Source organism: Rhodanobacter sp. UC4448_H15 (assembly GCF_052978265.1).
On record NZ_CM129665.1, the window covers coordinates 1308657 to 1327060 of the forward strand.

Genomic DNA, 18404 nt, shown 5'->3' on the forward strand with positions numbered 1-18404 from the left:
TTGGGGAATCCCCGATCCCCGATCTCCAATCCCGGCCCCCATGACTGAAAGCTGGATCTTTCCCGACTGGCCCGCGCCGCCGCAAGTCCACGCGGCCGTCACCACGCGGCTGGGACCGGGCGTGTCTTCCGCGCCGTTCGAGCGCTTCAACCTCGGCCTGCGCAGCGGTGATGCGGCCGAGGCCGTGATGGCGAACCGCGGCGCGCTGCAGCAGGCGCTGCGACTGCCGGCCGCGCCGCGCTGGTTGCATCAGGTGCACGGTTGCGGCGTGGCCGAACTCGGCCCGCTGCCCAGCGCACACGAGCCGCAGGCGGATGCGGCGGTCTCGCACATTCCCGGCACGGTGCTGGCGATCCTCACCGCCGATTGCCTGCCGGTGCTTTTGTGCAGCGAGGATGGCGGCGAGATCGGTGCGGCCCATGCCGGCTGGCGCGGCCTCGCCGCCGGCGTGCTGGAGGCCACCCTGGCGCAGATGGTCAGCCCGCCGGCGCGCGTGCTGGCGTGGCTGGGCCCGTGCATCGGCGCGCCGTCGTACGAGGTGGGCGAGGAAGTGCGCGCCGCGTTCGTCGCGCGCGACGCGGCTGCCGCGGCGTGCTTCGAGGCCACGCGCCCGGGCCACTGGCGCTGCGACCTGGTCGCACTGGCGCGGCAGCGCCTGGCGCGCGCGGGCGTGACGCGCGTCTACGGCGGCGGCGACGATACCCATGCCGACCCGCGTTTCTACTCGTACCGGCGCGACGGCGCCGCCAGCGGCCGCTTCGCCAGCCTGATCTGGCTCGCTCAGGGCTGATCCGGCGCGGGTTTCCCGGGCGCGCGCAACGCCTCCAGGAAACTGGTGCGCCAATGCGTGATGTCGTTGTGGCGCAGTACCCGCATCATCGCCTTCCAGCGCCGGCGCCGTTCGGTCAGCGGCATGTGCAGCGCCTGCTCCAGGGCGTCGGCGACCTCTTCGGTGTCGGCCGGGTTGACCAGCAAGGCATCGCCCAGCTCCAGCGCGGCTCCGGCGAAACGCGAGAGCACCAGCACGCCGGGGTCTTCCGGGTCCTGGCAGGCCACGTACTCCTTCGCCACCAGGTTCATGCCGTCGCGCAGCGGCGTGACCAGGCCCACGCGCGCGCTGCGGTAGTAGCCGGCGAGCAGGCGGTGCGGGAACGACTTGTTGATGTAGCGGATCGGCACCCAGTCCGGCGCGGCGTACTTGCCGTTGATGTGGCCGGCGCTGCGCTCCAGCTCGCGGCGGATCGCGCGGTACTCCAGCACCGCGCCACGCGAGGGCGGCGCGATCTGCATGAAGGTGACGTGGCGGTGCAGCTCCGGGTCGCGTTCGAGCAGCCGCGCGTAGCCCTGGAAGCGATGCGGCAGGCCCTTTGAATAGTCCAGCCGGTCGACCCCGATGATCAGCGCGATGCCGCGGGTGCTTTCGCGCAGCTGCACGATTTCCTTCAGCCCCACGGCCTTCTGCGCGATCCCGGCGATGTGTTCGGTGTCGATGCTGATCGGGAAGGCGCCGGCGCGGAATTCGCGCCCGCCGGGCATGCGCATGCGCCCGCCCAGGCGCATCACCGCACCGGCCTCGTGCAGGAAATAATCCTCCAGCGCGCGCAGGTCGCGATGGGTGTGCACGCCGATCAGGTCGTAACTGGCCAGTGTTTCCAGCAGCTCGTGGTGGTTGGGCAGGGCAATCAGCAGGCCGGCGGCGGGCAGCGGCGTATGCAGGAAGAAGCCGATGCGGTTCTTCACGCCGAGCTTGCGCAGCATGGCGGCCAGCGGGATCAGGTGGTAGTCGTGGACCCAGATCGTGTCGTCCGGGCCGATCAGCGGACGCAGGCGCTCGGCGAAGATCCGGTTGACCCGCAGATAGCCGTCCAGATGGCTGCGCTGGTAGTCGACCAGGTCCGGCCGGTAGTGCAGCAGCGGCCATAGCGCGCCATTGGAAAAGCCGGCGTAGAACGCGTCGTGGTCGGCGCGCGAGAAGTCCACGGTGGCGTAGTCGATGCCGTGGTCGCTGGCCTGGTGCAGTTCGGCGCCGGTCTCGGCGGCGCTCACCTTGCCGCTCCAGCCGAACCACAGCCCGCCGTTTTCGGCCAGCGCCGCGCGCAGGGCCGAGGCGAGACCGCCAGCGGCGGTCTGGTGGGGCAGTGCGACGCGGTTGGAGACCACGATGAGCCGGCCGGGAGTCTTGCGCGCCATCACATGGCGTCCTCCCAGCGGCGGGAGAGGCGCATCGCCGACTGGATCAGCCCCACCAGCGAATAGGTCTGCGGGAAGTTGCCCCACGGCTCGCCGGTCTTCGGCGCGATGTCCTCCGAGAGCAGGCCCAGCGTGGTGCGCTGGGCGAGCATGTTCTCGAAGGTGGTGCGGGCGCGCTTCTCGCGGCCGGTGGCGGCAAGCGCGTCGATGTACCAGAACGTGCAGATGTTGAAGCTGGTTTCCGGCGCGCCGAAGTCGTCCGGCGCGATGTAGCGGAACATGTAGTCGCCATGGCCGAGCTTGTCGCCGATCGCGTCGACGGTGGCGACGAAGCGGGGGTCGCTCGCCTGGACGAACCCGATGTCGGCCAGCAGCAGCAGGCTGGCGTCCAGCCGCTCTCCGTCGTAGGCGTCGACGAAATGGCCAAGCTTTTCGTTCCAGGTGCGCGCTTCGATGCGCCCGTGCAGCGCGGCCGCCTCGTCATGCCACCAGCGCGCGCGGTCCTCCAGCCCCAGCTCGGTGGCGATGTGCGCCAGACGGTCGCACGCGGCCCAGCACATCGCCGCCGAGTAGGTGTGCACGGCCATGCGCCCGCGGTACTCCCACAGGCCGGCATCGGGCTCTTCGGCCATGCGCAGTGCGGTCTTGCCCAGCTGCTCCAGCCGCTCGAACGTCACCTTGTCGCCGCGATGCTGCAGGCGCTGGTCGAAGAACAGTTGTGCCGAGGCCAGCAGCACCGAGCCGTAGACATCGTTCTGGCGCTGCTGCCATGCGTCGTTGCCCACGCGTACCGGCCCGTCGCCGCGGTAGCCGGCCAGCGTGTCGACCTGCCGCTCGGGCAATTGCTCGGCAAAGGTGATCCCGAACACCGGGCCGAGTTCGGCCTGCCCGCGGTTGGCGACCAGGTTGAAGGCGTAGCGGATGTACTCCTCCATCGAGCGCGTGGCGCCCAGCCGGTTGAGGCCGCGCACGGTGAAGGCGGCGTCGCGCAGCCAGCAGTAGCGGTAATCCCAGGTGCGCCCGCTGCCGGGCGACTCCGGGATCGAGGTGGTCAACGCCGCCACGATCGCGCCGGTGGCCTCGTACTGGCACAGCTTCAGCGTGATCGCGGCGCGGATCACCGCCTCCTGCCACTCGAACGGGATGGACAGGTAGCGGGTCCATTCGCGCCAGTAGTCCAGCGTGCGTTCCAGTGCCAGGTGGATGAAGTCCGACACGTTGCCTTCCAGCGTCTCATCCGGACCGAACAGGAAGTGCGCGGGCTGCTCCAGGCCGAATGGCAGGCCGCGTTCGACCATCAGCGGCGCCACGTCGCAGGTCAGTCGCTGGATGGTGTCGCTCAGCAGGTAGCGGATGTGGTTGCTGCCGGAGGTGGTCTGCGGCGTGCGCGCGCCGTAGTCGCACAGCGGGCGCATGCGGACGCGGATGCGCGGCGAACCGGAGATCGGCGCCACGCGCCGCGCCAGCATTTCGGGATGGTAGAGCCGGCCGGAGGCGCGGTGGCGCGGGGCGAAGTCGGTGATCTCGATCGCGCCGCCCTGGCGGTCGAACAGCCGCGTGACCAGCACCGCGGTGTTGCGCAGGTAGAACTGCTCGGCATGGTCGAAGTGCTCCAGCTCGATGGCCCAGTCCCCGCCGGGGAGGGTCGGCGAGAGCAGGCTGCAGAAGCTGGCGTCGGCATCGAACCGCGGCAGACAACACCAGACGATGCGCGCGTGGCTGTCGACCAGCGCGGCCACGCTGCCGTTGCCGATCACGCCCAGTTCAAGACTGGCGCGAGGTTTCTCGTTCGGATGGTCGGGCATGGGTGGGGGCTCCTTGCATCAGTGCGCCCAGGACGCGGGTCAGCCAGGCGATCGTGGCGACCGGATCGGGCAGGGTGAAGCGCGCGGCGCTGGGATGGCGGTCACCGACGCGGACACTGAGTCCGTGCGCGCGATTGACCGCGTCGAAGGCGTGCTCGTCGGTGAGGTCGTCGCCGAGGTAGACCGGCAGCCGGCCCTTGAACGGTTCGCCTTGCAGCAGTTCGGCGACGGCGCGGCCCTTGTCCATGCCGCCGGGCTTGAACTCCAGCACGCGGCGACCGGCCTGCAGTTCGTAGCCGGGCAGATGGGCGATCGCGCCGATGGCCGCCTCGCGCAACTGTTGCCACTCGTCCGACGACCCGCGGCAGTGCAGCGCAACCGCCTGCTGCTTGTTTTCCAGCTGCACGCCGGCAAAGCGCGCGGCCAGCGCCTGCGCCTCGTGTTGCATGCGCGCCTGTTGCAGCGGCATCACCACGTGGCGGCGCAGTTCGCCGGTAGCCGCACGCAGCTCCACTCCGTGCAGGCCGATGGCGGCCCGGTGCGGGCGCTCGAACAGGCGGTCGATGTCGTCCAGCCGGCGCCCGCTGACCAGCGCCAGCGCGCCGTCGGTCGCCCCGTGCAGCGCGTCGAGCAGGGCGAGCAGCTCGTTGTCCACACGCACCGCATGCGGGTCATCAGCGAAGTCGAGCAAGGTGCCGTCCACGTCCAGCAACAGCGCCCAGGCAGTGTCTGCGGTGGGCAGCGGCGGAGGGGGAAGCGGCGCGTGGGTCGTGGCGTTGGCGGGGTGTGGCGTGGACATCGGGCCGCACCGTAACAGGGTGAATGTGAAGAGCCGGCCATGCGCCGCGTGCGGCCACGGTGAACGGCGATCGGCGGACCGGGCCAGCTTGAATCGGTGCATTCCGGCCACACGTCTGCGCCGTGGCGATTGCCGCCCTACCGATGCGGGGATTCTCGACATGCGAATGGACAAACTCACCTCGCGGTTCCAGCAGGCGCTGGCCGACGCGCAGTCGCTGGCCGTGGGCCGCGACAACAACATGCTCGAACCGGCGCACGTGATGGCCGCGCTGCTCAACCAGCAGGGTGGCTCGACCGGCCCGCTGCTGACCCAGGCGCAGGTCAACGTGCCGATGCTCATGCAGCGCGTGAACGAGTTGCTCGATCGCCTGCCGCAGGTCCGCGGGCAGGAGGGCAACATCAACCTCGGCAACGACCTCAACCGGCTGCTCAACCTCACCGACAAGCTGGCGCAGCAGCGCGGCGACCAGTTCATCGCCAGCGAGCTGTTCGTGCTGGCGGCGCTGGAGGACAAGGGCGAGCTGGGCGCGGCGCTGAAGGCGGCCGGCGCGAACAAGGCGAATCTCGAGGCCGCCATCGAGAAGCTGCGCGGCGGCGAGAAGGTGCAGAGCGAGAACGCCGAGGAGCAGCGCCAGGCGCTGGAGAAGTACTGCATCGACCTCACCGAGCGCGCCGAGCGCAACAAGCTCGACCCGGTGATCGGCCGCGACGAGGAGATCCGCCGCACCATCCAGGTGCTGCAGCGGCGCACCAAGAACAACCCGGTGCTGATCGGCGAGCCCGGCGTGGGCAAGACCGCGATCGTCGAAGGCCTGGCCCAGCGCATCATCAAGGACGAAGTGCCCGAGGGCTTGCGCGGTCGCCGGGTGCTGGCGCTGGACATGGGTGCGCTGATCGCCGGCGCCAAATTCCGCGGCGAGTTCGAGGAACGGCTCAAGGCCGTGCTCAACGACCTGGCCAAGCAGGAAGGCCGGGTGATCCTGTTCATCGACGAATTGCACACCATGGTCGGCGCCGGCAAGGGTGAGGGCGCGATGGATGCCGGCAACATGCTCAAGCCGGCCCTGGCGCGCGGCGAGCTGCACTGCATCGGCGCCACCACGCTGGACGAATACCGCCAGTACATCGAGAAGGACGCCGCGCTGGAGCGGCGCTTCCAGAAGGTGTTCGTGGGCGAGCCATCGGTGGAGGACACCATCGCGATCCTGCGTGGCCTGAAGGAGCGCTATGCCGTGCACCACGGGGTGGAGATCACCGACCCGGCGATCGTCGCCGCCGCGACCTTGTCGAACCGCTACATTGCCGACCGCCAGCTGCCGGACAAGGCGATCGACCTGATGGACGAGGCCGCCAGCCGCATTCGCATGGAGATCGACTCCAAGCCGGAGGAACTGGACCGGCTCGAACGTCGGCTGATCCAGCTCAAGATCCAGCGCGAGATGCTGAAGAAGGAGAAGGACAGCGAATCGAAGCAGCGCCTGGCCGACCTGGAAGCCGACATCGAGAAGCTCGAACGCGAGTTCTCCGACCTCAACGAGGTGTGGAAATCCGAGAAGGCCGCGCTGCAGGGCACGACCAAGGTCAAGGAGCAGATCGAACAGGCCAACCAGGATCTGGAAGCGGCGCGGCGCGCGCAGGATTACGCGCGGATGAGCGAGATCCAGTACGGCAAGTTGCCCGAACTGGAAAAGCAGCTCGCCGCGGCGCAGGCCGCCGAGACGCAGGATTTCAAGCTGGTGCAGACGCGCGTCACCGCCGACGAAATCGCCGAAGTGGTGTCGCGCTGGACGGGCATCCCGGTCAGCAAGATGCTGGAAGGCGAGCGCGACAAGCTGTTGAAGATGGAAGACGAGCTGCACAAGCGCGTGGTCGGCCAGGACGAGGCCGTGCACGCCGTGGCCGACGCGATCCGCCGCTCGCGCGCCGGCCTGTCCGATCCGAACCGGCCGAACGGCTCGTTCCTGTTCCTGGGCCCCACCGGCGTGGGCAAGACCGAGCTGTGCAAGGCGCTGGCCGAATTCATGTTCGACACCACCGACGCGATGGTGCGCATCGACATGAGCGAGTTCATGGAGAAACACTCCGTCTCGCGCCTGGTCGGCGCGCCCCCGGGCTACGTCGGCTACGAGGAAGGCGGCTATCTGACCGAAGCCGTGCGGCGCCGGCCGTACAGCGTGATCCTGCTCGACGAGGTGGAGAAGGCGCACCCGGACGTGTTCAACATCCTGCTGCAGGTGCTGGACGACGGCCGCCTCACCGACGGCCAGGGCCGCACCGTGGACTTCCGCAACACCGTCATCGTGATGACCTCGAACCTCGGCTCGCAGATGATCCAGGACGCGGCGGAAAGCGGCGGCGACGCGGAGGAGCAGTACACCCAGATGAAGGCCTCGGTGATGGGCGTGGTGCAGGCGCACTTCCGCCCCGAGTTCATCAACCGGCTCGACGAGATCGTGGTGTTCCGGCCGCTGGACAAGAACCAGATCCGCGCCATCGCGAAGATCCAGCTCGAATACCTGGAGAAGCGCCTGGCCGAGCGGCAGCTCAAGCTGGACGTGGGCGACGACGCGCTGACCCTGCTCGGCAACGTCGGCTTCGATCCGGTCTACGGCGCACGGCCGCTGAAGCGGGCGATCCAGCAGCAACTGGAGAATCCGCTCGCGCGGCAGATCCTGGAGGGTCGTTTCCAGGGCGGCGACACCATCCACGTGTCGACCGCCGGCGGCCAGCTGGTGTTCCGGTAGCCGCGGGTCAACCCGGCGCGGCGGATGCTTCCGGCGCGCCGGGTTCGGTGTCGGTTCCCGTGTGGAGGCCGCAGCGCAGATCCCGCGCGTCGACCTCGCCCCAGCCGATCAGCTCACCAGTGATAGGCCACCGTGCCGTAGTAGTACGCGCCGCTGAAGCCGAACGGCGACGAGCCCGAGTAGGTCAGGATGCCGTGGAAGTTGTTGGCGGCGCTGCTGCGTTCGGGGTAGGCGTTGTTGAGGTCGTTGGCGCCCACGGCGAAGGTCCAGTTGTTCCAGGCGTAGTTCGCGTTGGCATCGAGCACGAAGCGTGCGCCGTAGGTCTGGTCCGTGGCCGGGTTGTTGCCCAGCGTGGTGAACTGGCCGTAGCGGGTCAGCTGGCCGTGGAAGCTCCAGTTGCCGACGTTCCAGTCGGTGGCGAGGAACGCCTTGGTGCGCGGGGCACCCTTGGTGATGCGGCCCTGTTCGGTGCGGTCGATGATCGGCAAGGTCAGCCCGACCAGGCCCAGTTGCGGCGGGTTCGGCGCGATCGCGCGGATGTCGGTCTTGTTGTAGTTCACTCCGCCGGTGAACTTCAGCGCGGAGTGTTCCAACTGCAGCGGCCAGGTGGCCACCAGGTCGACGCCGCGCGTGCGCGTGTCGACCGCGTTGGTGAAGAAGCGGCCGCCGCTGACGAACGGAATGCCCACCGAGGTGAGGTAATCCTGCACGGGCGTTCCGACCAGGTTGCCGCTGAGGATGATCCGGTGGTCGATGTCGATCTGGTAGAAATCCAGTGTGGTGTACAAGCCGCTGGAAGGGGTCAGCACCAGGCCGAGGCTGTAGTTGCGCGATTTCTCCGGCTTCAGTGCCTGCGCACCCAGCGCCTGCGCGGCGGGGTTGCTGACCGGGAAGGTACGGATCGTGTACGGGATCAGGTTGCCGCTGCCGTCGGCGACGAAGTTGATCGCGGTGCTGGAGTAGTACTCCTGCTGCAGCGACGGCGCGCGGAAACCGTTCGACACGGTGCCGCGCAGGGCCAGCGTGTCGGTCAACGCGAAACGCCCGGACAACTTGGCCGAGGTGGTGCCGCCGAAATCGCTGTAATGCTCGCGGCGCACCGCCAGCCCGGCAGAGAGCTTGTCGGTGAGGTCGCTCTCCAGGTCCACGTAAAGCGCGCGGCTTTTGCGCGAGTGCGAGCCGGCGTCGCCGGGCTGGTAGCCGGGGAACACCTGCGCGCCGGAGCCGGCGTACGAGGCCGCGTCGCCCTGCTTGAGGGTGAACTCCTCGCGGCGGTATTCCAGGCCCCAGGCCACGGACAATCCGTTCGGCAGCATGGCGGGCTGGAAGTCGCGGCTGAAGTCGGCGTTGTAGACATCCTGCCGGTTGGTCAGGGTGCCGATGTAGAAGCCGGTGGGCGAATCCGGGTCCAGCGAGTAGTTGTAGGTGTCGCTGGTGTGCAGCTTCCAGTGGTTGCCGCCGGTGTTGGCGCTGAGGTCGTAATGCCAGCCGGCCACCGTGCCGCGCAAGCCGAGCACTTCGCTGTCGTCGCGGATCGCGCTGTTCTCGATCGGCAGATAGCCGTCCGGATAGACCGCCGCCGCGCCGGGGTAGCTGCTGGCATAGGTCGACAGCGAACGGAAGAAGCCGCCGGCGCTGACGTCGCGCTTGTTGAACAGGCTGAAGGCGTAGAGCTGCGCGTTCGGGGTGAAGTCGTACTGCAGGTTGATCGCCGCCTGCCTGGCCCGCACCAGCGGGATGCCGTAGTGGAAGGTGACTTGCCCGTAGCTGGGATCACCCGGGTAGCGCACGTCGGCACCGGCACGATTGGTCGGGTCCTGGTGGCTGGCGTTCGCGCTCAGGTGCACCCAGCCCTTGTCGCCGAGTTTGAAGCCGCCATCGGCGCCGCCCTGCCAGGTGGTGCCGTCACCCTTGCTGTACTGGCCGCCGGTGAGGCTGAGCGAGCCGTGTTGCGCGCCACCCTTGAGGATGATGTTGATCACGCCGGCGATCGCGTCCGAACCGTATTGCGCCGCGGCGCCGTCGCGCAGTACCTCGACGCGCTCGATCGCGTTGACCGGGATCGCGTTGATGTCCACCGGCGAGGAGCCGCGGCCCAGTGAGCCGTTGACGTTGACGATCGCGGTGGTGTGCTGGCGCTTGCCGTTGATCAGCACCAGCGTCTGGTCCGGCGAGAGCCCGCGCAGTTGCGCGGGCTGGATCGCGTCGGTGGCGTCAGTCACCGAGGGCTGCGGAAAGTTGAACGAGGGCAGCAGCACGCGCAGCGCGGTGGCCAGGTCGGTGGCACCGGTGCCGACCAGGTCCTTCGGCGTCAGCACGTCGATCGGCGCCAGCGAGGTGGCTTCGGTGCGGTCGAACACGCGGGTGCCGGTGACCACCACCGCCTGCAGTGCGGTGACATCCTTGGCGGCAGGCTTGTCCGGCGCGGCGCCGGGGTCCTGGGCGCGCGCGGGCAGGGAGAGGGAAAACGAGGACAGGACGAGGGCGATGGCGGCGGCGAGGCCGCCCCGGATCGGGAATGATTTGGCTTGCATGCGCGAACCCCGGGCAATGGCGAGCATGTAGTCGGCGGGTCCATGACTGCGACCTGGCACGCGCATTCGCTCGGGGATGTGGTGTCGTGCGTCCCTGACGGGCTCGAACTTAGGTTGCTGCAGAATGACCTGTCAAGCGCGGCGCCGTCGGCGCGGCGAAGGAACTTGCGAGGGGCTTGCGCCATCCTCCGCACGAGCGCCTCGCGAACGCATCATGGCGCCATCGGCGCCACGCAAACGGCGACATGATGCAGGCGTGGCTGCGCTCGCGCGGATCGGGCACCGGTGTGCCCGATCCGCATCCGGTGGTGCGCGGCCGGGCTTCGACATCGAGAACCCGGCGACATCTTCAGTCGAGATCCAGCGAATCGCGGTCGCCCTGGCGACGCTTCTGTTCCTTCTGCTCGTAGCGGGCCTCGCAGCCGTCGCGCTTGACCATGGCGCAGTCGAGATAATCGGTGGCCTCGATCAGCGCGGCGCGCACCGCCTTGCTGGCCGGCGTCTTCTCCTTGTGGCCGAAGTCGCCGCCGACGCCGCGGGTGTAGCCGCTCAGGCGAATCGCCTTGTCGGTGCTGCGCCCTTCCACCGTGCGCGAGAACACGACCTCCGAGGTTTCCGCGTCGATCACGCGCAGGTCGATCGCCACATAGGCCTTGGCCTGGCCGCCGCCGACGTGGAAGCCGGCGAAGCTGAGGCCGCCGCCGGTGTTGGAGGTGTCTTCCGTGTACGAGGCGACGCTGCCGGTGATCAGGTACTGCGCACCGGTGATGTTGCCGGTGTGCGGACTGCTGCCCGGGCGCATGCGGTAGGAGCTGGCCAGATCCTGCTCGGCCAGCACGGCGTTGATCTTCTGCCGCTCGATCACCTTGAAGTCGCCGGTGGCGCTGAGTTCGTTGCTGAGCACGTCAGCCAGTTGCGAGCCGACGCCGCCGTGCCACCAGGCGACGGAGTCACTGTTGTTGGTGAAGTCGACCACCGCGACGGTCAAGGTCGGTGCTTCGCGGGCCATGGCGGCGCCACTCGCCAGCACGGCAAGCGCCAGCATGGTGCCGGTGGCAAATCGTCGTGTTCGTTTCATCGTTGTCCCCTCCGCTTGATGGAGCGCTGATAACCCCCTGATTGCCGGCCCTCGCGCCGGCAAGCCGCGGCGCCGACGGCGTGGCCGACGCCGTGGCGGCGCCCACCCGGCTGCACCGCGTGCGGCGCAGGCCATAGTGGCCGTTTTTCGGCTCCCTGTTCAAGCGTGGCGCGCCGTGGACGTGTAGGCGCCGGCCGTGAAACCCTGTCCGCGGGATTCCGCCGGCCAGGTCGTCGCCCCTCCCGCGGCCGCCGGGAACCGCCGCCGCCCGCGGATCTGGCGACCACCCGGTGGCGCCGCTACGATGACGCCCTGTGCGTGCCGGCCCCGCGGCCCGGTCGCGCCGCCCGCGTTGAAATCGGCGCCGGCCCACCCGATATTGCGACCAGTCCCGCTCCATCCTGGTCCGGAGTCCAGAAACCACCATGCCCATCTACGAATTTGAATGCAGCGGCTGCGGCCATCGTTTTGATCGCCTGCAGAAGCTGTCCGATGCCGATCCCACCGTCTGCCCCGCCTGCGCGGCAGCCAAACTGCACCGCCGGGTCAGTGCGCCGGCATTCCGCCTGGCCGGCAGCGGCTGGTACGAGACCGATTTCAAGAAGGACGGCGAGAAGAAGCACAATCTCGCCGGCACCACGGCGGGCGAGGGCAGCAAGCCGGCCCCGGAAGGCAAGCCGGCGGCGGCGCCGGAGGCGTCCACCGCCAAGCCCGCTGCACCCGCCAAGGCGGCCGCGGCGGCGGATTGAGTCCGCCCGCGCGTCCTCCCGTTCGGCTCCAGCCGCGGCGGCCCGGCGTTTGCCGGAAGGCCGGCGATGCTAAGATTCCGGGTCTTTTCCCCCGTTCATGCCGCCAGTCGGCCCGGAGTTTCCAGCGCATGCGCACGCATTACTGCGGCCTCGTCAACGAGGCCCTGATCGACCAGACCGTCACCCTCTGCGGCTGGGTCAACACGATCCGCCTGCAGGCGCACGTGGCCTTCGTCGACCTGCGTGACCACGAGGGCGTGGCGCAGGTGGTGATCGAGCGCGACAACGCCGCGGCGTTCGCCATCGCCGGCGAGATCGGCAATGAGTACTGCCTGCGTGTCACCGGCACGCTGCGTCGCCGGCTGGCGGCGAACGACAAGCTCAAGACCGGCACGGTCGAACTGCTCGCCGACCGCGTGGAGATCCTCAACGCGGCGAAGGACCTGCCGTTCGCGCTGCACGAGAATCCCAACGAGGACATGCGGATGACCTACCGCTACCTCGACCTGCGCCGCCCCGAGATGCAGGCGATGCTGCGCAAGCGCACACGTCTGGTGCAGACGCTGCGGCGCTACCTCGACGCGCGCGGTTTCCAGGACATCGAGACGCCGATCCTGACCAAGGCCACGCCCGAGGGCGCGCGCGACTACCTGGTGCCCAGCCGCGTGCATCCGGGCCAGTTCTACGCGCTGCCGCAGTCGCCGCAGCTGTTCAAGCAGATCCTGATGATGGCCGGCTTCGACCGCTACTACCAGATCGCGCGCTGCTTCCGCGACGAGGACCTGCGCGCCGATCGCCAGCCGGAATTCACCCAGCTCGACATGGAGTTCGCCTTCGTCGAGGAGAAGGACGTGCAGGACATGGTGGAGGACCTGATCCGCCACGTGTTCCGCGAGGTGCAGGGCGTGGAGCTCGATGCGAGCTTCCCGCGCATGACCTGGGCCGAAGCCATGCGCCGCTTCGGTTCGGACAAGCCGGACCTGCGCATCGCTCTGGAACTGGTCGACGTGGCCGATGCGCTGAAGGGCGTGGAGTTCAAGGTGTTCGCCGAACCGGCCAACGATCCGGCCGGCCGCGTGGCCGCGCTGCGCGTGCCCGGCGCTGCGTTGCTGTCGCGCAAGGACATCGACGGGCTCACCGAGTACGTCGCCCGCTACGGCGCCAGGGGGCTGGCCTGGATCAAGGTCGAGGATCGCGCGAAGGGCCGCGAGGGCATCAGCTCGCCGGTGGCCAAGTTCCTCGATGACATGGCGCTCGATGCCGTGCTCGATGCGACCGGCGCGCAATCCGGCGACATCGTGTTCGTCGGCGCGGGCAAGTGGAAGACCGTCACCGACTTCATGGGCGCGCTGCGGCTCAAGGTCGGCAAGGATCGTTCCCTGGTCGAGGAGGGCTGGAAGCCGCTGTGGGTTACCGACTTCCCGATGTTCGAGTACGACGAGGGCGAGCAGCGCTACGTGGCCCTGCATCATCCGTTCACCGCGCCGAAGATCGACGACATCGCCGACCTGAAGAGCCATGCAGCCACTGCCGTCAGCCGCGGCTACGACATGGTGCTCAACGGCAACGAGATCGGCGGCGGCTCGATCCGCATCCATCGCCCGGAGATGCAGAGCGCGGTGTTCGGCCTGCTGGGCATCGGCGCCGACGAAGCGGAGGCCAAGTTCGGCTTCCTGCTCAAGGCACTGAAGTTCGGCGCGCCGCCGCACGGCGGCATCGCCTTCGGCATCGACCGCATCGCCGCGTTGATGGCCGGCACCGAGTCGATCCGCGACGTGATCGCCTTCCCCAAGACCACCAGCGCGCAGGACTTGATGACCGACGCACCGTCGCCGGTATCCGCCGCCCAGCTGAAGGAGTTGTCGGTGGCGACCGTCGAGGGCAAGCCCTGAGGCGCGAGGCGCGTACCCTCGCCGACAGCCGGTGGTGGCGAGACGCGTGATGACCGAATCCCGAAATCCCGATCCCGAGTCCCGGCTGCAGGCCCACGTGATCCTGCTGCACGGCCTGTGGATGCGCGGGTTCGCGCTGTCCATGCTGCATCACCGGTTGATGGAGGCCGGCTTTCGCGTGCACCGCTTCGATTACCTGAGCGTGGCCGCCAGCCAGCAGCACATCCTGGATCGCCTGCACCAGCGCATCGCCACGCTGGCCGGCGAGGCCGACGCGGTGCACCTGGTCGGCCACAGCCTGGGCGGGCTGCTCGCGCTGCGGGCCTGCAGCGACGGCAAGGCGCTGCCGCCGGGACGCATCGTCTGCCTCGGCTCGCCACTGCGCGGCAGTGCCGCCGCGCGCGGTTTTGCCCGCTGGGGTCGCGGCGGCGAGCTGTTGCTGGGACACAACCGCCAACTGCTGGAAGAAGGTTTCGAGCGCTGGGATGGCGAGCGCGAGGTGGGCGTGATCGCCGGCCGCGTCGCGCTGGGGCTGGGCGCCGTGCTGGGTCAGCTGGAGGGCGAGCACGACGGCACCGTGGCGGTGGCCGAGACGCGCCTGCCGGGGTTGGCCGACCATTGCGTGGTCGAATCGAGCCACACCAGTCTGCTGTTCTCGCCGGAGGTGGCGCGGCGGGTGGCCTGTTTCCTGCGCGAGGGGCGATTTGCCGCGGAGCCGGGCGCCGGCACACCTGCCGATTTCAGGTAAAATTGCCCGCTTGTCCAATCGCTTCATGCAGGAATCGCCATGGGTAGAGGCCCGTCCATCGAAGGTCGCAAGAACGCCGAGGACGCCAAGCGCGCCAAGGTGTTCACCAAGCTGATCCGCGAGATCACCGTGGCTACCCGCGCGGGCGTCGCGGATCCTGGCGGCAACCCGCGCCTGCGCGCGGCGGTGGACAAGGCGCTGTCGGCCAACATGACCAAGGACACCATCGAGCGCGCGATCAAGCGCGGCTCCGGTGCCGACGGCGGCGCCGACATGCAGGAGCTGCGCTACGAGGGCTACGGCCCGGCCGGCATCGCGCTGATCATCGACTGCTTCACCGACAACCCCACCCGCACCGTCGCCGACGTGCGTTACGCGCTGACCAAGCACGGCGGCAACCTGGGCACGTCCGGTTCGGTCGCGTTCCAGTTCACCCGCTGCGGCGAACTGGTATTCGCCACCGGCAACGACGCCAGCGCCGAGGAGTTCGTGCTCGATTCTGCACTGGAGGCCGGCGCCGACGACGTGATCAACGAGCACGGCGAGAGCATCGTGCTGTGCGCGCCGGAGCACTTCGAGGCGGTGCAGCAGGCCCTGATCGACGCCGGCCTCAACGCCGTGCACGCCGGCGTGGTGATGCGCCCGAACAATCGCGTCGAGGTGCCGGCGGAAGCGCTGGAGCCGCTGCTCGACCTGCTCGAGAAGCTCGATGCGCTGGACGACGTGAGCGAGGTCTCGCACAACGCCCTGCTGCCCGCCGGGACGGCCGAATAAGTCGGAGGCCTCGCGCCTTCGCATCGCATCGTGATGATCCGCATCATCGGCATCGATCCCGGCAGCCAGCGCACCGGCGTGGGCATCATCGACGTGGACGAGGCGGGCCGGCTCGCCCATGTCTTCCATGGCGCGCTGGCGGTGGCCGGCGAGGCCAGCTTCCCGCTGCGCCTGAAACGCATCTTTGACGAACTGTGTGACATCATCGCCGCCCATCACCCGGTCGAGTGCGGCATCGAGCGCGTGTTCATGGCGCGCAATGCGGATTCCGCGCTGAAACTGGGGCAGGCACGCGGCGCCGCGATCTGCGCGGTGGTCAGTCGGGGGATCGTGGTGCACGAATACGCGGCAACCGAGGTCAAGCAGTCCGTGGTCGGCAGTGGCCGCGCCGACAAGGCGCAGGTGCAGCACATGATCGGCGTGCTGCTCGGCCTCAAGGGCCCGCTGCAGGCCGACGCCGCCGATGCATTGGCCATCGCGGTGGCGCACGCGCACACCCGCGCCAGCCTGGCCCGCGTCGGCATCCCGCGCACGGCGTGGAGGCGGCGCCGGTGATCGGCCGACTGCGTGGCACCCTGGTTTCCCGCCAGCCGCCCTCGCTGCTGGTGGAGGTGGCCGGCGTCGGCTACGAGGTCGAGGCGCCGATGTCCACGATCTACGACCTGCCCGCCACCGGCACCGAAGTGACCTTGCTGATCCATCACGCGGTGAAGGAGGACAGCGTCGCGCTGTACGGTTTCCTGCGCGAGAACGAGCGCACGCTGTTCCGCAGCCTGCTCAAGGTCAGCGGCATCGGCGCGAAGATCGCGCTGGCGGTGCTGTCGGGGGTTTCCACCGATCACTTCGCCCGGCTGGTGCATGCCGGCGACGTAGTGGCGCTGACCAAGATCCCCGGCATCGGCAAGAAGACCGCCGAGCGCATCGTGGTGGAGCTGCGCGACCGCGTCGACGGCTTGTCCACTCCCGGCGGCGTATCCCTGCCCGGTGCCGCCGCGGCGCTGGACGCGGCGGGCGAGGCCACGGTGGCGCTGCAGCAGCTCGGCTACAAGCCGGCCGAGGTGAGCCGGCTGGTGCAGAAGGTCGCCGCCGACGGCGACAGCGCCGAGGCCATCATCCGCAAGGCCTTGCGCGCTGCGTTGGGCAACTAGGCCGTCAGGATTTCCATGAGCGAACAAGTGCACGACCAGGCGCCCGCTTCCAGCGGCACCGACAACGGCCACGGCGCCAAGTCGGCCTTGATCCTCGGGGCGCTGGGCGTGGTGTTCGGCGACATCGGCACCAGCCCGCTGTACACGATGCACGAGACCTTCCTGCCCGACCACGGCCTGCACCCGCACCCGAGCACGGTGCTGGGCATCCTGTCGCTGGTCACCTGGTCGTTGATCATGGTGGTGGCGGTGAAGTACGTCAGCCTGGTGATGCGCGCCGACAACAAGGGCGAGGGCGGCATCATGGCGTTGATGACCCTGGCCCAGCGCGCGGCCGGCAAGTCGGTGCGTGCACGGCGGGCGATCATGCTGATGGCCTTGCTCGGCGCCGCGCTGTTCTTCGGCGATGGCGTGATCACGCCGTCGATCTCGGTGCTCTCGGCGGTCGAGGGCCTGCAGGTGGCCGCGCCGGCGCTGTCGCACTACGTGGTGCCGATCACGGTGGCGATCCTGCTCGGCCTGTTCTGGCTGCAGCGCCACGGCACCGCGCGCATCGGGGTGCTGTTCGGGCCGATCATGGTGTTGTGGTTCCTGGCGCTGGCGGTGATCGGCGTGCACAACATCATCAAGGCGCCGGGCGTGCTGTGGGCACTCAATCCGTACCATGCGGTGCAGTTCTTCATGAGCCATGGGGCGGCGTCGTTCCTGGCGCTGGGTTCGGTGGTGCTGTGCGTGACCGGCGCCGAGGCGCTGTATACCGACATGGGCCACTTCGGCCGCTACCCGATCCGCGCGGCGTGGTTCGGTTTCGTGATGCCGGCGCTGCTGCTGAACTACTACGGGCAGGGTGGCTTGCTGCTCAACCACCCCGAGGCGATCGCCAACCCGTTCTACCATTCGGTGCCGGGCTGGGCGTTGTACCCGATGATCGGGCTGGCCACGCTGGCTACCGTGATCGCCTCGCAGGCGGTGATCTCCGGCGCGTTCACCGTGTGCCGGCAGGCGATCCAGCTCGGCTTCCTGCCACGCATGCAGGTGGTGCACACCTCGCGCGAGGCGATCGGGCAGATCTTCCTGCCGTGGGTCAACCGCGGCCTGATGGTGGCGGTGATCGCCACCGTGATTGGTTTCGGCTCCTCCAACGCCCTGGCTGGCGCCTACGGCATCGCGGTGACCGGCACCATGGCGATCGACACCGTGCTGACCATGATCGTGGCGCGCCGCATGTGGCACTGGAGCCGCACCGTGGTGATCCTCACCGGCCTGCTGCTGCTGGTGATCGACCTGAGCTACTTCGGCGCCAACACGCTGAAGATTCCCGACGGCGGCTGGTTCCCGCTGGTGCTCGGCGTGCTGTTGTTCACCGTGATGACCACCTGGCGCCGCGGCCGCGAGCTGGTGGTGCGCGAGATCAAGCAGGGCGGCCTGGCGCTGGCGCCGTTCATCGAGAACATGACCGAGCATCCGCCGATGCGGGTGCCGGGCACGGCGGTGTTCCTGACCGCCAACCAGGAGGCCGTGCCGCATGCGCTGCTGCACAACCTGAAGCACAACAAGGTGCTGCATGAGCGCAACGTGCTGCTCACCGTGGCAATCCTGGAGACGCCGGTGGCCGATGCCGAGGAGCGCATCCACATCAGCCGGCTGAGCGACGATTTCTACAGCCTGGAGCTGCGCTTCGGTTTCGCCGAGGACCCCAACATCCCGCTGGCACTGTCGCGCTGCACCCGCGAAGGGCTCGGTTTCGACATGATGGATACCACCTTCTTCCTGTCGCGCGAGAGCATCGTTTCCAGCGAGCGGCGCCCGGGCATGGCGCCGTGGCGCGACAAGCTGTTCGCCTTCATGGCGCGCAATGCGCTGCCCGCCACCGCCTTCTTCCAGATCCCCGGCAACCGGCTGATCGAGCTGGGCGCTCAGGTGGAAATCTGAAGCTGCAGG

At 68.8% G+C, this 18404-nt stretch carries 14 protein-coding genes; 9 read left to right on the top strand and 5 right to left on the bottom strand.

From position 1 onward, the window contains the following. Window positions 1–40: 40 nt before the first annotated feature. Window positions 41–790 carry a peptidoglycan editing factor PgeF gene (gene pgeF / locus ACVCMI_RS05760; RefSeq protein ID WP_447097094.1) on the top strand — a complete coding sequence of 250 codons (750 nt, stop codon included), beginning with the start codon at window positions 41–43 and terminating at the stop codon, window positions 788–790. Here pgeF and otsA read toward each other — a convergent pair. From otsA to otsB, 3 genes are read right to left on the bottom strand one after another with little or no spacing between them, the layout of a single operon-like run. Then, a complete protein-coding gene (gene otsA, locus ACVCMI_RS05765) occupies window positions 781–2190 on the bottom strand; it encodes an alpha,alpha-trehalose-phosphate synthase (UDP-forming) (RefSeq protein WP_447097093.1) in 1410 nt (469 codons plus the stop codon). The genes pgeF and otsA overlap by 10 nt on opposite strands. After that, entirely contained in the window at window positions 2190–3995 is a 1806-nt protein-coding gene (locus ACVCMI_RS05770; protein WP_395116796.1) for a glycoside hydrolase family 15 protein, read from the bottom strand. Before ACVCMI_RS05770 ends, otsA begins: the two co-directional genes overlap by 1 nt. Beyond that, window positions 3955–4794: a trehalose-phosphatase gene (gene otsB, locus ACVCMI_RS05775; protein WP_447097092.1), complete on the bottom strand. Its 840-nt coding sequence runs from the start codon at window positions 4792–4794 to the stop codon at window positions 3955–3957. The genes ACVCMI_RS05770 and otsB overlap by 41 nt, the downstream gene beginning before the upstream one ends. A gap of 160 nt (window positions 4795–4954) precedes the next feature. Between otsB and clpB the strand changes: the two genes are divergently transcribed. Next, window positions 4955–7540, top strand: a complete 2586-nt coding sequence (gene clpB / locus ACVCMI_RS05780) for an ATP-dependent chaperone ClpB (RefSeq protein ID WP_447097091.1) — start codon at window positions 4955–4957, stop codon at window positions 7538–7540. Window positions 7541–7653: 113 nt separating this feature from the next. Here clpB and ACVCMI_RS05785 read toward each other — a convergent pair whose 3' ends face one another. Together ACVCMI_RS05785 and ACVCMI_RS05790 are read right to left on the bottom strand one after the other, a co-directional pair. Beyond that, entirely contained in the window at window positions 7654–10074 is a 2421-nt protein-coding gene (locus ACVCMI_RS05785; protein ID WP_447097090.1) for a TonB-dependent receptor plug domain-containing protein, read from the bottom strand. Window positions 10075–10423: 349 nt separating this feature from the next. Next, window positions 10424–11152 carry a CsgG/HfaB family protein gene (locus ACVCMI_RS05790; protein ID WP_395116804.1) on the bottom strand — a complete coding sequence of 243 codons (729 nt, stop codon included), beginning with the start codon at window positions 11150–11152 and terminating at the stop codon, window positions 10424–10426. 425 nt (window positions 11153–11577) lie between these two features. Between ACVCMI_RS05790 and ACVCMI_RS05795 the strand changes: the two genes are divergently transcribed. From ACVCMI_RS05795 to ACVCMI_RS05825, 7 genes are all read left to right on the top strand, one after another. Beyond that, window positions 11578–11901: an FmdB family zinc ribbon protein gene (locus ACVCMI_RS05795; protein WP_447097089.1), complete on the top strand. Its 324-nt coding sequence runs from the start codon at window positions 11578–11580 to the stop codon at window positions 11899–11901. Between the two features lie 128 nt (window positions 11902–12029). After that, window positions 12030–13793 carry an aspartate--tRNA ligase gene (gene aspS, locus ACVCMI_RS05800; RefSeq protein WP_447097088.1) on the top strand — a complete coding sequence of 588 codons (1764 nt, stop codon included), beginning with the start codon at window positions 12030–12032 and terminating at the stop codon, window positions 13791–13793. Window positions 13794–13842: 49 nt separating this feature from the next. After that, complete coding sequence (locus tag ACVCMI_RS05805) at window positions 13843–14541, top strand: esterase/lipase family protein (protein WP_447097087.1); 699 nt, start codon at window positions 13843–13845, stop codon at window positions 14539–14541. A 39-nt stretch (window positions 14542–14580) separates the two neighbouring features. After that, the gene (locus tag ACVCMI_RS05810) at window positions 14581–15315 is read left to right on the top strand and encodes a YebC/PmpR family DNA-binding transcriptional regulator (RefSeq protein ID WP_447097086.1); all 735 of its coding nucleotides are present in this window, start codon (window positions 14581–14583) and stop codon (window positions 15313–15315) included. A gap of 33 nt (window positions 15316–15348) precedes the next feature. After that, window positions 15349–15870, top strand: a complete 522-nt coding sequence (ruvC, locus tag ACVCMI_RS05815) for a crossover junction endodeoxyribonuclease RuvC (RefSeq protein ID WP_395121347.1) — start codon at window positions 15349–15351, stop codon at window positions 15868–15870. Continuing rightward, entirely contained in the window at window positions 15867–16463 is a 597-nt protein-coding gene (gene ruvA, locus ACVCMI_RS05820) for a Holliday junction branch migration protein RuvA (RefSeq protein WP_447097085.1), read from the top strand. Before ruvC ends, ruvA begins: the two co-directional genes overlap by 4 nt. Before the next feature lie 15 nt (window positions 16464–16478). Next, a complete protein-coding gene (locus ACVCMI_RS05825) occupies window positions 16479–18395 on the top strand; it encodes a potassium transporter Kup (RefSeq protein ID WP_395116816.1) in 1917 nt (638 codons plus the stop codon). Window positions 18396–18404 lie beyond the last annotated feature (9 nt).